The sequence below is a fragment of the Acidicapsa acidisoli genome (assembly GCF_025685625.1).
Taxonomy (GTDB): Bacteria; Acidobacteriota; Terriglobia; order Terriglobales; family Acidobacteriaceae; genus Acidicapsa; species Acidicapsa acidisoli.
Genome location: NZ_JAGSYI010000002.1, coordinates 1,550,910 through 1,566,161, shown reverse-complemented (window position 1 = coordinate 1,566,161; position 15,252 = coordinate 1,550,910). Strand labels below are relative to the sequence as shown.

Annotated in this window: 8 protein-coding genes; all 8 read left to right on the top strand. The window is 55.7% G+C overall.

Annotated elements, in window-relative coordinates; genetic code table 11:
* The first annotated feature begins 1 nt into the window (after position 1).
* The 8 genes from OHL23_RS16315 to OHL23_RS16280 all read left to right on the top strand — a co-directional run bounded on the left by OHL23_RS16315 (position 2) and on the right by OHL23_RS16280 (position 15,130).
* Positions 2 to 3,067 carry an efflux RND transporter permease subunit gene (locus OHL23_RS16315; protein WP_263352973.1) on the top strand — a complete coding sequence of 1,022 codons (3,066 nt, stop codon included), beginning with the start codon at positions 2 to 4 and terminating at the stop codon, positions 3,065 to 3,067.
* Between the two features lie 618 nt (positions 3,068 to 3,685).
* Positions 3,686 to 7,246, top strand: a complete 3,561-nt coding sequence (locus OHL23_RS16310; RefSeq protein ID WP_263352972.1) for a TonB-dependent receptor — start codon at positions 3,686 to 3,688, stop codon at positions 7,244 to 7,246.
* 64 nt (positions 7,247 to 7,310) lie between these two features.
* A complete protein-coding gene (locus tag OHL23_RS16305) occupies positions 7,311 to 8,327 on the top strand; it encodes an HPr kinase/phosphorylase (protein WP_263352971.1) in 1,017 nt (338 codons plus the stop codon).
* Positions 8,327 to 9,628, top strand: coding sequence for an MFS transporter (locus tag OHL23_RS16300; RefSeq protein WP_263352970.1), 1,302 nt, complete (start codon positions 8,327 to 8,329; stop codon positions 9,626 to 9,628). The genes OHL23_RS16305 and OHL23_RS16300 overlap by 1 nt, the downstream gene beginning before the upstream one ends.
* A 42-nt stretch (positions 9,629 to 9,670) precedes the next feature.
* Complete coding sequence (locus tag OHL23_RS16295) at positions 9,671 to 11,437, top strand: HEAT repeat domain-containing protein (protein ID WP_263352969.1); 1,767 nt, start codon at positions 9,671 to 9,673, stop codon at positions 11,435 to 11,437.
* 173 nt (positions 11,438 to 11,610) lie between these two features.
* Positions 11,611 to 12,348 (top strand): response regulator transcription factor, encoded by a 738-nt coding sequence (locus OHL23_RS16290; RefSeq protein ID WP_263352968.1) that lies wholly within the window; start codon positions 11,611 to 11,613, stop codon positions 12,346 to 12,348.
* A 671-nt stretch (positions 12,349 to 13,019) separates the two neighbouring features.
* Entirely contained in the window at positions 13,020 to 13,385 is a 366-nt protein-coding gene (locus OHL23_RS16285) for a cupredoxin domain-containing protein (protein WP_263352967.1), read from the top strand.
* 473 nt (positions 13,386 to 13,858) lie between these two features.
* Positions 13,859 to 15,130, top strand: a complete 1,272-nt coding sequence (locus tag OHL23_RS16280; protein WP_263352966.1) for a nucleotidyltransferase family protein — start codon at positions 13,859 to 13,861, stop codon at positions 15,128 to 15,130.
* Positions 15,131 to 15,252: the final 122 nt, after the last annotated feature.

Below are 15,252 nucleotides of genomic sequence, written 5' to 3'. Positions count from 1 at the left end.
CATGTTAAATCGCATCATTGATGCTGCACTCTCCGCTCGCTGGATCGTGCTGATGCTGATTGTCGCTCTGGTTGCGGCGGGCGGATACGCGCTCTATACCATGCCTGTCGAGGCGTTCCCCGACCTCACGAACAATCAGGTGACAGTTGTGACTGACGCTCCGTCCATGCCGCCAACCGAGGTTGAGCAACTCGTTACCTATCCCATCGAACAGGCCATGATGGGGATGCCGAAACAGCAGGAGGTCCACTCTCTGTCGAAACTCGGTCTCTCCATCATTACCGTAGTCTTCGATGATTCCGTATCGATGTACTTCGCGCGGCAGATGGTGAACGAGCGGCTGCAGCAGGTGACAGATCAGTTGCCGAAAGGGATTCAGCCGCAGTTGGGTTTGCCAGCAACCGCATTTGGGGAACTTTACCAATATACCCTCAGCGGTCCCCTGACTCCGATGGAACTCAAGGACCTGCAGGAATGGCAGATCAAGCGTCAGCTTCGCACTGTGCCGGGTGTGAGCGAGATCAACAACTGGGGTGGCGAAGTCAAGCAGTACCAGATCACTGTCGATCCAGCTTTACTGACGCAGTATGGTTTGACGCTCCACGATGTCGCGCAGCGGGTTAACGAGAACAACACAAACTTTGGCGGCGGCTATATCGAGCACAACGATGAGCAATATACTCTGCGCGGTGAAGGTCGTGCACAGAACGTCGAGGACATCGGCAACATCGTCCTGCTATCGAGTCGTGGCGTTCCGGTCCTGCTGAGCGATGTCGCAAAGGTGGGTATCGGTCCGGCGCCGCGTCTTGGAGCGGTGCTGCGCAACGGAGAAACAATCTCCGGCATGGTCATCATGCTCAAGGGTGAGAATGGCAAGCGAGTCATCGCCGCTGTCAAGGAAAAGATCAAAAACATACACCTTCCAGCAGGAGTCAAGATCGTTCCTTTCTATGACCAGTCAAGCGTAATCGACGGCACCATTCAGACCGTCAAGAAAAACCTTTTCGAGGGCTTCATTCTTGTTACGGTCGTACTTTTCCTCTTCCTCGGCAATGTGCGCGCAGCATTGATTACGGCATCCATCATCCCTTTGGCAATGTTGGTCAGTTTCATCAACATGCGCCTCTTCGGTTTCAGCGCCAATCTCATGAGCCTCGGAGCAATTGACTTCGGAATGATCGTGGATGGTGCTGTGGTCATGATGGAAAACTCCATCCGTCGTTTGGAAGAGCGCCGGAAGGGTGAATCCGGACTTGCGGCTGTTCGTGAGGCTGCCCATGATGTAGCCCGGCCAATGGCCTTCGGCGTCATCATCATCATTGCAGTCTATGTCCCCATTTTCTTCCTTGAAGGCCTCGAAGGCCGCATGTTCCGGCCAATGGCCTTTACGGTCTGCTCTGCGCTCTTCGGAGCGCTGCTTTTGGCGCTCATAGCTATCCCGGTATTTACCACGTTTGCCTTCGGCAAAGGTCTGCCTGCCAGGAGCACACGAATTTCCACCGGGTGGCTGGAGCGGCTTGCTGACCGGTACCAGTGTCTGCTCGCTACTGTCATCCGACACCGCAAGGCCACCGTGGCCGTTGCAGTCCTGATTCTCGTTGCGGCTCTGTGGTCGCTCACCGTCATCGGGACGGAGTTCATGCCGCGACTTGATGAAGGCTCGATCCTGATTGAAACGCGCAAGTTGCCTGGCATCTCTCTGACGGATTCAGTAGAAATCAGCAAGCATATCGAACAGAAGCTGCGTGCATTTCCTGAGATCGCCGATGTGGTCATCAAGATCGGTCGCCCGGATTTTGCAACTGAAGCAATGGGCATCAACGAAGGCGATACTTACCTTCTGTTGCGCCCGATGAGTGAATGGCATCGCTTCCACAGCAAAGAAGAGCTAATCGACGCAATCGACAAGGAACTTGCAAAGGTTTCGGGCCTTGCCTACGACTTCACCCAACCGATGGCGATGCGCGTCGATGAGACAGTCTCGGGAGTCAAGGCGGACCTTGCCATTAAAGTCTTCGGAGATGATTTGGATACACTCGATTCGCTTTCAGTGCAAATTCTCCGCGCCGTGTCCAGCGTGCGCGGGGCTGCCGATGCGCAAATTCAACTTACGTCAGGCGTCCCCGAACTCACCATCCGCGTAGACCGTGGTGCCCTCGCTCGCTATGGCCTGGATGTTACCGACGTAGAGCAGGCGGTCGAAGCCGGCGCTTCCGGGGCCGTCATTTCGCAGCTCATCGAAGGGCAGAAGCGATACGACATTGCTATGCGTCTGCCGGAGTCGTACCGGGTCAATCCCCAGTCTATGCAGGAGATCACCTTGCTAGCACCTGGAGGCGCGCAGGTCAAACTTGATCAAGTGGCACAGGTGCGAGTGGTACGCGCAGCCATCGAGATCGATCGTGAAGAAGGGCAACGCCGGATGGTCGTCATGTCTAACGTGCGCGGGCGCGATCTTGGCAGCTTCGTTAAAGAGGTGCAGGCGAACGTTTCACGTCAGGTGAAGCTGCCCGCGGGTTACTCCATCGAATATGGTGGACAGTTCGAGAATCAGCAACGCGCAACCCGGCGATTGATGATCATCATTCCGATTGTTATTCTTCTTATCTATATTTTGCTCTACTGCACATTCAAATCCTTCGCGCAGGCGTTGCTGGTAGTCGGCAATATCCCATTCGCTCTGGTTGGCGGTATTACGGCGCTCTGGCTGCGCGGCATGAACCTGAACCTCTCAGCATCCGTCGGCTTCATCGCTTTGTTCGGAGTAGCCATGTTGAATGGAGTTGTGCTGGTCAGCTCGATCAATCAGGCGCGTGAAGCTGGCCGGACAACTTACGATGCTGTGTTAGCTGGGGCACGACGCAGGCTTCGCCCAGTGCTAATGACAGCCTGCGTTGCGAGCTTCGGTTTCATCCCGATGGCGCTCTCGACATCCACCGGCGCTGAGGTTCAGCGACCACTTGCTACCGTGGTGATCGGCGGTATCTTCACATCAACCTTGTTGACGCTGCTGCTTCTGCCTGTCCTGTATGAGTGGTCTTTGAGAAAGAGCATCCTATCGGAGTAAAGCAGGAGATACAGGAACACCCGGCCGGAGTGTAGGAAGTCAGCGGCGTCCAGGACAAAAATCTCAGTGAAGTCCCGTGGGTCGCCTAAGCCCTCGAACAAGCGGATGCGGATGCCGCTCGGTCGAACTAGCGACAATAGACTGCTCTTTCAGCGTCCAAGCTCCTCCCTCAGTATCCGGTTCCGTCCATCCCTCCTCGAATCAGTGCATGGCTTGGTGCGTGTTTTCAGGCGTTGCTCCGCTGTCCGCTGATCCATTTTCAAAACAAGGAATGTCATCAGCGATCGTCGCATCTTCATTCAGAGGGCATTCGGTCTCGGTGCAGGAGTGTTTGCCGCGCCCAGATTGTTTGCCGATCCGCAGAACGGATCTTCTCCTTAGAGGCGCCTCCGACTTCAACGTTCCGAGGGGAATCTCAGGTATCAACAACTTCCGTAGAGATCGTCATTCTGTCACGGAACCGCCCTTGAGAGGAACCTGACGAATTGCGATTCGTGTCGTCACGTTCTGGCCGTCAGCAAAGATTGATGCAAAAAAGTGACAATTCGATAACAAGTCGCGGCGACGAACTCCTCATACTCAGCCTCAATGGAACAAGAAGCCATGAAAGAGAGTCAATTGAGTGACAATTCTATGACCGCGGGTTGGATGCGGAGATTACTTGCTGGATCAATGATGCTTCTGCTCGTTTTGACGGGCACGTCCTTTGGACAAACTCCAGGGACTGGCGCCATCTCCGGTGTGGTGTATGACCCTTCTGGTCGAGTGATTGCCGATGCGGAGGTGCTTGCGGTGAATGATGCGACCCATCTTTCCCGAACCGTAAGGACGACGTCGGAGGGTCTGTTTCGTCTGCCCCTTCTGCCGCCGGGAACGTATACGGCCACGGTCAAGGCGCCTGGGTTCGCCGAAAAGACATCGCGGTTGATCGAAGTGACCGTGAGCGAGACTGCCTCATTGAATTTGACTCTGGCTCTTCCAACGGCCAGCGCGAGTGTGCAAGTGGCAAGCGGAGACGCCGAGGTGGCCGACCTGGAAAGCTCTACGATTGGAGGTCTGGTAGACAGAGTTGCGATCGAGGCGTTGCCGCTATCAAGTCGCAACTACACGCAAATCCTCGGACTTGCGCCGGGTGTCGTGGTCGATCTCCCGGTCGCGACCGCACTGGGAAACGGGACGCTGAATGTTGCTTCCAACGGAGCGACAGCGACCAACAACAATCTTCAGTTCAACGGCATCGACGCCAATAACCTATACGAAAACTCGGCTTCGAACGCAGAAAGCTCGATCGTTGGCACTGCCATTCCGGCTCCCGATACGATCCAGGAATTCCGTGTGCAAACGGCCAATTTCGACGCGGCATATGGACGTGGGTCGGGAGCGAACGTTGATCTCGTCAGCAAGAGCGGAACGAACGAGTTTCACGGCAGCGCATGGGAGTTTGTGCGTAACAATATCTTCAACGCTAATGACTTTTTCTCGAAGCTGGATGGCCAGCCGCGGGCAGATCTGAAGCAGAACCAGTTTGGCGCATCGACTGGCGGCCCGATCATTCGGGATCGGACGTTCTTTTTTGGGGCATACCAGGGATCGACCGAAGTGAATGGGTTGGGCGATGAACAGAACGATGTTTATCCATTGCTCACCTCTGACCGGTCCGCAGCGGGACTTGGAGCGCAGTTCTGCCCCGCGGGACATCTGGACAGTAAGGGGCAGCCGGCATCGGGCTACCTGACGGTGGCCGGCGGGACGCAGGTTGCCTGCGACGGGTCGAACATCAACCCCGTAGCTTTGGCAATTCTGAATGCGAAGCTCCCAAACGGAAATCTTGCAGTGCCAAGTCCGCAGGTTGCAGTGCCGAACAGCGGCTCGGACGCTTCGGATCAATTGCCTTTAGGGGCCTCGACATATGCGATTCCGGCACATTACCGGGAGGATCAATTCACGGTCGACATCGACCAAATACTTACCGATAAGAACACTCTGGCGGGACGGTTCTTTTATGCGCGTGCTCCAGAGACTCTGGCGTTCTCGCCCAACGGAGCAGCGAATGTTCCAGGCTGGCCCACAAATGATCTGAGCCGTAACACCATGTTCGTGCTGGCGGATACCCACGTCTTCAACTCGAATCTGCTGAACATCGCGCGGTTTGGCTACACCAGGTTTGATGGACTGTCGAGGGTACAGAGTCCTCTCACCGCCCAGTCGATCGGAATAGGCACTCCGACGGGCGCGATGGGGCCTGCGTTGAACGGTCCCGGACTGATGGTCGCAGGTCTTACGATCGGCGACGCGGGCACCCCGTCGGAGTGGCAGGTGACAAACTCGTTCATCTATCAGGATACGATCGCTCGCACCACGGGTCGTCACAACATGCGATTCGGAGCGGAGTTCAGGCGTCACGAAGTAGACGTAAATTCACCCAACGAGACGGACGGATTGCTGCAAATCCCGAGTTTCGATGATTTTCTCCTGGGACAGAGCGCGGCGCAGAACGGCAGCCCATTTGGATTCAGCAATGTTGGGACAACACAGTCGGGAGGGGGTATTTTCCGTCGGAACGTCCGATTCACGGACTTCGCGGGCTTTGCACAGGACGATATCAAGCTGACGCGGCGGCTTACTATAAATGCCGGTCTTCGATATGAGGTTTTTGGAGCACCGACGGAAACCGGTGGCCGGTTGGCGAACTTCGACGCGAACATCGCTGTGCAGGGACCGGTTCCTGCCACGGGAACATTCAGCGGGTTTACCGTGCCCTCGAATTTTCAGAGCAAGATACCGACTGGCGTAGTGCAGAATTCTTTTGCGGGACTGTGGAAGACCCCGCATGGAGATGTTTCGCCGCGACTGGGATTTGTGTGGCAGATGACGGAAAAGCCGGTTCTGGTATTGAGAGGAGGTTATGGAATTTACTTCGATCAGCACTCGACCGGCATTGTGGAGTCCGGATTATCTCAGCCGCCGTATTCGACAGGAAATATCGTACAGGGAGCTGCCAATGGTGCCGCTACCTTGCAGAGTCCTTACGATCCTCTTGTGCTGCCTACTTCCAGTTATCCGATCTTCGTGGCGCGAAGCTCCGCCTCACCTCTTCCGTTCACACAGGGAGCCGATCCGAACATCAAGGATGGGAAAACCGAAGAGTACAACCTGAACGTGCAGTATGCGCCTGGACACGACTACCTGTTGGAGGTGGGATATGTGGGGACGTGGTCGGTGCATCGGCCGGGACAGATCGAGTTCAACCAGTCGCTGCTTGCGAGTCCGCAAAATCCAATCAATGGGGAGACGACGAACTCGGTGAACAATGTCGCTGCGCGACAGCCCTTCCAGGGTGTGCCTCAGGGATCGCTCTTCGCAGAATCGGTCTTCATCGGCAACTACAATTCACTGCAAACCAGCATCACGAAACGGATGGCGCATGGATTCCAACTCCAAGGAACCTATGTGTGGTCGAAGAACCTGGACGAGCTAAATGGTGAAGGAGGGAACGATACCTTCGAGACCCAGCTTCCGACCAACGATCAGCACCATCTGCGGCAATCGTCGTATGGTTTGGCAGGCGACGATCGCGACCAGCGAGCAGTGGTCAACTTCACCTGGGTCGTGCCGAGGTTCGCATCGACCCCGTCGCTGCCGCGCTATCTCCTTTCGCATTGGGAATTCTCTGGCATCGGTCTGATTCAATCGGGCGCTGCACTCAGTATCTTTGACGGAAACGCCGGCTCGGTTTATGGAAACTTTAACAACCGGGCTCAGGCCACAGGGAGCAATCCTTCGACGCATGGGTCGCTGTTCTCGCGTGTGGTTGGAAGTGGACGTTACCTGGACTCGAACGCCTTCACACGTGCACCTGAAGCTCCAGACGGGACAAGCCTGGCAGATCAAAACTTCGGCAACAGCAGTGTTGGACTTGTGAGAGGTCCTGGGCAACACAACCTTGACATGGCGGTCGAACGAATCATTCCAGTGACGGAGAACAAGAGCTTCCGGTTCAGGGCGGAGTTCTTCAACCTCACGAATACGCCGCAGTTCGGCAATCCGAACACCAGTCTGGGCTACAGCGATCCCACACTGCTGAATCCAACCGCGAGTTCTTCCTTCGGCGAGATCACGGGTGAACAAGGCGGGCCACACCCGCGCATTATTCAGTTCGCACTGAAATACATTTACTGATCCGGTGTGTTCGGGTTCAGCCCCGCACCGCGCAGCACATTTCAATTTCCGGAGAAGGCAACCGATGATGACCATTGAAGAAATCGAGTCCGCGTGTAACGCCTTGTCTTCGCAGCAGTTGGATTCTATCGAGCATCCAGGAGAAGAGCCCAAGCTTCAACTGAAGGAAGTCTTCTATCTCCATGGTTTCCCCGTGGAAGTGATCACGAATTCACCCGAGGTGTTTGAGATTGCCTCCGAACAATGGGGAATGTTCGAGAAGGAGCATTCCACGGAGCCCGTGCGCATTTACGTGCACGTGACAGAAGGCGGGACAACTGAGTGCCCGCCGCCCCCGAAGTACCGTTTCAACTGGCCGCTGATCCTGACGTTCGCGAATGAGGACAACTTCATGATCGCCGACTTGGAGCATAACTGTACCCATATAGCGGTCACAAGCGGGGCTATGCGGCACAAGCTTTTCGTGGGGTCTTTGTTTCTGGCGGCGGCGCCAGGGCCCCATCTCTCAGTACGCCACATAACTCCCGTGCATGGGGCGTGCGTGGCACTGGACGGGCGCGGGGTGATGTTATGCGGCGACTCGGGTGCGGGTAAATCAACGTTGTCGTATGCCTGCGCCCGGGCAGGTTGGACATACGTATGCGACGATGCAAGCTTTCTGTTGAACTCCGGAACGGACCGAACTGTGATTGGCGCCTGTCATCAGGTGCGCTTCAGGCCCACGGCGGCTGAATTGTTTCCTGAGTTGCAGGGACAGGATATTACGCCGCGACTAGTCGGCAAGCCGTCGATCGAGCTGCCGACGGCGTTCTTTCCAAAGATGGTTTGTGCGCAGTCGGCGCGGGTGGATTTTCTCGTCTTTCTCAATCGGCGTGCAGGCGGCCCGCCTGAGCTTCGACCTTACCGCAAGGATGTGGCCCGCCACGCCTTGAGACAAACACTGTATGGGACGCCGCATTCACTCGCCGTTTCGTATTCGACAATCGAGCGGCTGTTGACGATCGACGTGCTGGAGCTTCTCTATACCGATCTGGACTGGGCCATCGACCGGCTTCGGACCCTGGTACGAGAGGGGCGTTAGTGGAGCGATTGCTGGAGTCCAATCCTGCGCCATCGCGCGATAAGAACGTCAATCGATTCTGGGGAAATCCTGTCGCCTGGCTTCGACAAAAGAAGTTGGGCCAAGGCTTCTGGGTGGTCTTTGCGGCTGCGTTTTTCTTTGATTTTGGAATGTTGATCTACGTTTTTATGTTCAACCTATATCTGCTCGACCTCCATTTCAATGATCGATCGATCGGGCTGGTGAATGGAGCGGCGATGCTGGGCTCGGTTGCAGGGACACTGCCTGCGGGCTCATTAGCCCGCAGGGTTGGGATTCGCCCGGTTCTGATCGGCTGCTTTGTGATTGCACCATTACTGTGCGCCTTGCGTGCGACGGCTACGGGCGAAGCTTGGCAGATCATCTTGGGTTTTTTGTCAGGTTTGGCGATGTGCTCGTGGGGCGTATGCATGCTACCGGCAGTGGCTCGGACTACGACGGAGGCGAACCGCCCGTCAGCTTTCAGTCTGATATTCTCCGCAGGTGTCGGCACCGGTATTCTGGGCGGAGTCGTGTGCGGCTATCTGCCGCAGTGGTTGAGCAGGGCCGGATTCGGGATGCAGCCGATTGAAGTAAAGCGGCTGATTCTCCTCGTTTCATCCGGGATTGCCGCGCTTGGCCTGTTTGCGGTAATGCGGCTGCCTTCGCTTCAGGTAACTACGCCGGTCACGAACGTGGCGGAAAACCGCACCTGGCGCAGACTCTTGAGAGTGGACCGGTTCCTGTTACGATTTCTGCCCGCAATGGCGCTGTGGACGGTCGTGGTCACTTCCTTCACACCGTTTGCCAATGTCTATCTTTCGCGCGACTTGCATGTTCCTCTATTGCGGATCGGATTAGTTTTTTCTGCGGCGCAGGTGATGCAGTTTTGCGTCACACTCCTGTCGCCAATAGTTTTTCGCACGCTTGGGACTGTCAATGGTGTTGTCGTAACTCAGCTATTGACGGCAGTGGCCCTGGGCTTGCTCGCCGGAACACAGAACGCTGAGATTGCGGTAGTCCTTTACCTCATTTTTTTCGGAATGCAATGGATGAGTTCTCCGGGGTTATACAACCTGTTGATGAGCAAGGTGCCAGAAGAGAAACAAAGCAACGCTTCATCGATGGCGCTGTTCTGCAATGCGCTGGTAGGGGCGGCCTCAACTGCAGGAGCGGGAGCTCTGTTCATGCGCTTCGGATATCCACCTGTGCTGACCGGGATCGCGGTCCTGGCCGTTGTGGCGGCGCTTCTGTTTTGGTCGCTCATTGGCCCGATGGATCGAAGCGTGCCGGTCAAGCTGTAGGCTGCGATTCTTAATTCGCTTGATAGATATGGGGTATCGGTAATGAGACGAGTTAGTACTGTACTTTTCACGGTTATTACAGCGACTGCAGTCCAGGCAGGAGCATTGCAGCCCATGCACCCGGAATTGCTGTGCCACCGTACGGCCAACGAGGATGTACCCGAGAACACGCTTGAGTCGCTGGAACAGGCAGCACTATTGGGTTGCAACGTGGTGGAGATCGACCTTCGGCGGACGTTGGACGGAAAGATCGTGCTGAACCATGACGGAGTCCTGGAGCGGCTTACGGATGGCGAGGGCGATCCGGAAAAGACCTATTACGACGATCTGCGACTACTCGATGCGGGTGGGTGGATGGGCGAGCGATTCAGCGGAATGCGGATCGCCCTGTTTGAAGATGCCCTGCGGCTGGCGCGGCAGCGGGACATCCGCTTGATCCTGGATATCAAGACCAAGGGCATCGGGGGCGACGTGCTCGAGTTGCTGCAACGCGAAGGCATGCTGGAGCGCGTTCAGTTCAACGGTGAATGGGAGGATGTGAAGAAGTTGCATCCGAGTGCGACCAACGCGAGCGACGGAACGGTGTGGGTTCAGCCGGGTGTGACCGGCGAGCAGGTGAAGACATATCACGACCAGGGCAAAGCGGTCGTGGCGAACTTTTCCGCCAACGAACACGAGATGGATCTGGCTTCGATGAAGTCCGCTGTGAGCGCCGGAGTAGACGGAATCAATGTGGACTATCCGCGCCTGGGTGCGGATGCTGTTGGAAGACCAGTTGAATCCAGGCTGTCTGCGTTGGCGATGAAGGCCAACGCTGGCGAGAGCAGTACGCGCTCGGAAGCGATCTTGGAGCTCTCGCGATATAGGGGATTTCCATTGCAGGACGAGTTTGCTCGCTGGCTGCTGGATCCTGATGATCACGTCTCGCGGGCGGCCGCGCTCGCGTTGGTAACGGCTCGCCCCCATGCACCCATCTCTGTGTTTACCGAAGCACTGCGGTCGGAGCACGCGGATGCGCGGGCAAATGCCGCGTGGGCGTTGGGGATATTGGGAGCGCCTGCAAACAATCTGCTGCCTCTGTTGAAGGACAAGGACCCACAGGTGCTCCGGCAGGCACTCCTCGCGATCAGCCGGGTACAGGGTGACGTTGAGGCGGAGGCGTTGTTGCCCATTCTGTCTGATGGAGATGTGACGGTTCGTGGTGAGGCAGCTCTGGCGTTGGCGCGGCATCAGCCGGATGTGGCCCTCAAAGCCATTCCGAAGCAGCTTAGGCTGGAGATGATCGCAGCCGTCAGGCTTGGCGACGACTACGTCCGACGCGGAAAGCCTAAACTGACGCAAGCGGAAACTGACGAGATCATGGGGTACTTCCGGTGCCAGATGAAGATGGTGCAGGCGATGTCAATGCTGAAAGGGGCACGGGCAATGGAGGCTCTGGAGGAACTAGCGTTTCGTCCAGGTGAGGATTCTGCAGAGTTTGACAGCATCGTGGCGGCATTCCAGTTGTGGGATCGGATTGGCCTGAACGCGCTTCCCGCGGTGCAGGCCTTGGGATCGAACGACGTTCAGGTCCAGAACCGGGCGGAATGGATGCTGGTGCAGGGCGGTCCGAACGTGCTGCCGGATGTACGGAAAGCTCTCCGCAATGAGAATAAAGATCTCAGGAATCGAGCGATAAGGATTGTTGCATGGCAGGGCGACACCGAGTCTCTTGCAACTCTCCGGGATGTGCGAAAGACGGATTCTGCGGATGCGAGACTGATCGACTGGGCGATTGACAAGATTCAAAGTCTTCACCCGGTTCTGTAATCTCTCAATGACCAAACTCAGACGCGAGGTCGTATGGCATCTCCTAAGTTGGATTTGGTTGATTTATCTAAAGACCAAACCAGGCTCTGTAATCTGTCAAGCCATTGTAAGAACATTGTCATTTTCCATTACCTTCCATCTTGGAAAGATAGCGGTGGAGCAACAATAGAGATATGTCCCCAACCGAAAAGGCATCGACAGATTCTGGTGTGCTCGACACGCGGACCCGCGATGAGCAGATTCTGGTTATTGAAGACGACCCGCAGATGCAAAAGGTACTGCGAAGACTTTTCCGTGAACAGGGCTACGGCGTCATCGTCTGCGGTGATGGCCTGTCAGGGCTAGACGCGTTCCACTCTGCGAGGCCGGCAGCGGTCATGTTGGACCTGGGCCTGCCAAACATAATTGGTCGCGACCTCTGCAAGATCATGAAAGCAGAACAGCCAGGCGTGCCGGTTTTTGTAGTCAGCGCAATAAGCGATGTAGCCGCCAAAGTCCTTTTGCTGCAATCGGGTGCGGACGATTATGTGACCAAGCCGTTCAGTCCCCGCGAACTGCTGGCGAGAGTGCAGACTATCTTGGGAAGGACGCGGAGTCAAGAGACAGCAAAATGCTCCTACAGCTTTGGCGAATGCGAGATCGATTTCGCGAGGATGAGCGCGCGGCGCGCAGGCAAGCAAATCGCACTTACAGCTCTGGAGTTCAAACTATTGAAGTACTTTATCGAAAACGCGGGAAAAGTTATAAGCCGCGTGGAGGTGCTGACAGAGGTCTGGCGATGTAACTCCTATCCAACTCCGCGAACCGTGGATAACCAGATTGTAAAGCTACGGCAGAAACTCGAGCTGGATTCGGCCGATCCGCGGTACTTTCAGACTGTGTATGGCGCAGGGTACAAATTTGTCCCATAGGCACAAGTGCGCTGGGTCAACAGAGAGGCACGCGCACGAATCCGCATGTGTGTAAAGCCGTTGATCTCCATGGCACTGATTGTGACCGGCGCGACAGCACTCAGCTTGCGACAAAGAAACCGCACTGTTGGTAGTACTGTCAAGTCTAGATATCCTGATTGCCGCGCATAATCGCAGAAAATTACCGATCAAGCCGCGAACTTGCAGAAGACCGATGGCAATGAGCTTTTCCCAGGCGGACAAAACCTTCTAGTACAGGCTGTTGGTTGTCGCGTTCAATCGCGCGAGATTTTGCGTCGTGATTCGATCGAAACATCCCATTAAATCTGGCGGATCTTAGGGTGCCATGTGTCGCTGGACCGTCTGTTGATTGTCATTTCGTTTGAAATGGCTCAAACCGGCTTCGTCGATCCCCGCAATTGACGCGTCCACCACGCTTCGCGGCTTCTATGTGTCAGCCTCTACGCAAGTATGGGACGCAACAATGCGGTGACAATTGGCTTACAGAGACATGACAACCGGCTGGCGCGACCTGATTAGAGTCAAGACAACTCCCGGCCCTCGCTTTCTGCTTGCGAGGGCGCACCAGACCTGGCATGAGAAAAGACCGCGGGGCATGAGGGAGAGGACATGGAGCGGTGCCATCTAAAGCTCAAATCGAGGAGATCTACTTGAAACCTAAGATCAATTTGTCGATCGTATTTGCCGCAATGTTAGCAGCGGCCCTGATGCTTGTTCAACCAAGCAGTGCTCAGTCTGCACCACGCCGGATCGAAGTGACCGCGAAGCGGTTCGACTTTACGCCCGGAGATATCACTGTGAAAAAAGGGGAAGCGGTCGTATTGGTGCTGACTAGCGCCGATGTCCCACACGGCATCCGGTTCAAAGAACTTGGCGTCGAAGTCAAAGCTGGGAAAGGAAAGACCAGCGAGGTTACTTTTACGCCGAGCAAGACTGGTACCTTTGTCGGTCACTGTTCCGTCTTCTGTGGCTCTGGCCACGGGTCTATGAAGCTGACCCTGCACGTTGTGGAGTAAGCGCATGAGGTGAACTGTCCTTCTATCGTTGTCACGTTCGTGCTCCTCATACTGTTCGCCAACTCTAAGCCGATTCGCCCCGCAGGAGAGACTTTCGCGATGAACTGGGCCATGGACCAATTCCCGATGCATCGCGGGTCTCTGAAGAATCTGCTCCACGACGCTACCATCGGATTGCCAATCGTAACGAGGCATTCTCCCGCTACTGCGTCGTCAGTCACGATTGGGGCGAACAGGACATTGGCGTACCCTCTGCAGATCGCATGTTACCGCATGTGCCGCCGCTGGGCAAGAAACTTGCGCAGTCTGCACAGTCGGCCGATTGAAGTGGATTATCTACCGCATCTGGGCTTCGGTAACGTCGGGCTAGAACACCCGGAGCGACGACGAGATCTGGTCGATTCTGTTTTAGTTGCGCCACTTGCCGTAGTCGGGAAGCCTCGGAGAACCGGAGATGTACACGCATTAACACTATGCTTTCATTCCATCTAGCTTCGAGGAAACGCTCTCTAAATCGGGCGCAGCAACTGCGTGAGGCCGTGCTGCTCGTTCTCTGTGAGACTTTACCGACGGAATATGTGCGGCTTCTAGGTCTGTCTCGCAAAGAATGGCAAGACTTGTTGCATTGGCTGGACACCAGCGGGCTCGCGCTTTATTTTTTAGACCGTTTGAGTGAGCTGGATCTCTTGGAAGTCCTCCCGTCGCCTGTCCTTGCACGCCTTAAGGAGAATCTGGCAGACAACACAGAGCGAATCAATGCAATGATCGCGGAATCAGTAGGGATTCAACGTCGATTTCAATGGGCGCATGTTTCATACGCAGTGCTCAAAGGTTTCTCGCTGTCGCCGATCTCTGTACCGAAGCTGCATTTGCGGTCGCAACTCGATCTGGACTTTCTCGTGTCGGAAGAGAGCGCTCAAGAAGCGCGGCGAATCCTTGAGGACACAGGCTATCGGCTCAATGCTATCAGTGGTAGAAGCTGGGAGTTCAAAGGAAAAGAAGACCGACCATCTGGGATGAAGGGCCTGTACAAAACCGGAATGAGCCGATCGGCGGAATTGCATCTTGAGACGGTCCAAGAGATAGGTGCATCCCTTCTGTCCCGCTCGCGGAGGATTTCCTTTCACGGAGTGTCCATGCCGGTCCTCTCGCCTGTAGATTTGTTCCTTGGGCAGGGACTTCACCTCTACAAGCACTTATGCAGCGAGTTTTCGCGCACTGCACATGTAATCGAGTTTCGCCGTCATGTGGTCGCGCGTCGCCACGACAATGCCTTCTGGAACAGATTGAGGCAGCAAGTTGCAGATGAGCAGGGAACATGTGCGCGGTTGGGGTTAGTTGTCCATCTCATCTCCTGCCTGACGGGAGCATTTGCGCCGGAGGCATTGACCTGCTGGACTGTGGATCGCCTTCCCGCAGCAGCGAGACTTTGGGTGGATATGTATGGGCGGCGTACGGTTCTGGCGAGTTTTCCCGGAAGTAAGTTGTATCTCCTGCTGCAAAAAGAGCTTGAGGCAGCCGGAGTGCCCGCGAAGCGTTCCCCGTACCAGGCTCTACTGCCCCGTCGACTGCCGCCGGCAATCACCCATCCTGTTGCAGGCGAGACACTTTTGGCACGCATCCATCGTTACTTGCGAGAACTTCGCTATATCTCGTTCAGGTTTCGTTTTCACTTTTTCGAGGGGATTCGTTATCTTTGCGAGTCAATTCTCTGGCGACAGTACAGGAATGAGCTCTCCCCATGAGCCTCTTTCCCCATTCATCTATTCGAGCGCTGCGACGTTCCATCGCGCGTTGTCTTGCTGGCAACGATCCTGACTCTTCACTTGCAGACGCAGATATCTCGTTTACCGGCGGCGATGCGGAC

What these genes read in the sequence shown, in the direction of transcription:
- OHL23_RS16290 (WP_263352968.1), top strand. Translation starts at nt 11,611, where the DNA reads ATGTCCCCAACCGAAAAGGCATCGACAGATTCTGGTGTGCTCGACACG.
- OHL23_RS16315 (WP_263352973.1), top strand. Translation starts at nt 2, where the DNA reads ATGTTAAATCGCATCATTGATGCTGCACTCTCCGCTCGCTGGATCGTG.
- OHL23_RS16305 (WP_263352971.1), top strand. Translation starts at nt 7,311, where the DNA reads ATGATGACCATTGAAGAAATCGAGTCCGCGTGTAACGCCTTGTCTTCG.
- OHL23_RS16295 (WP_263352969.1), top strand. Translation starts at nt 9,671, where the DNA reads ATGAGACGAGTTAGTACTGTACTTTTCACGGTTATTACAGCGACTGCA.
- OHL23_RS16280 (WP_263352966.1), top strand. Translation starts at nt 13,859, where the DNA reads ATGCTTTCATTCCATCTAGCTTCGAGGAAACGCTCTCTAAATCGGGCG.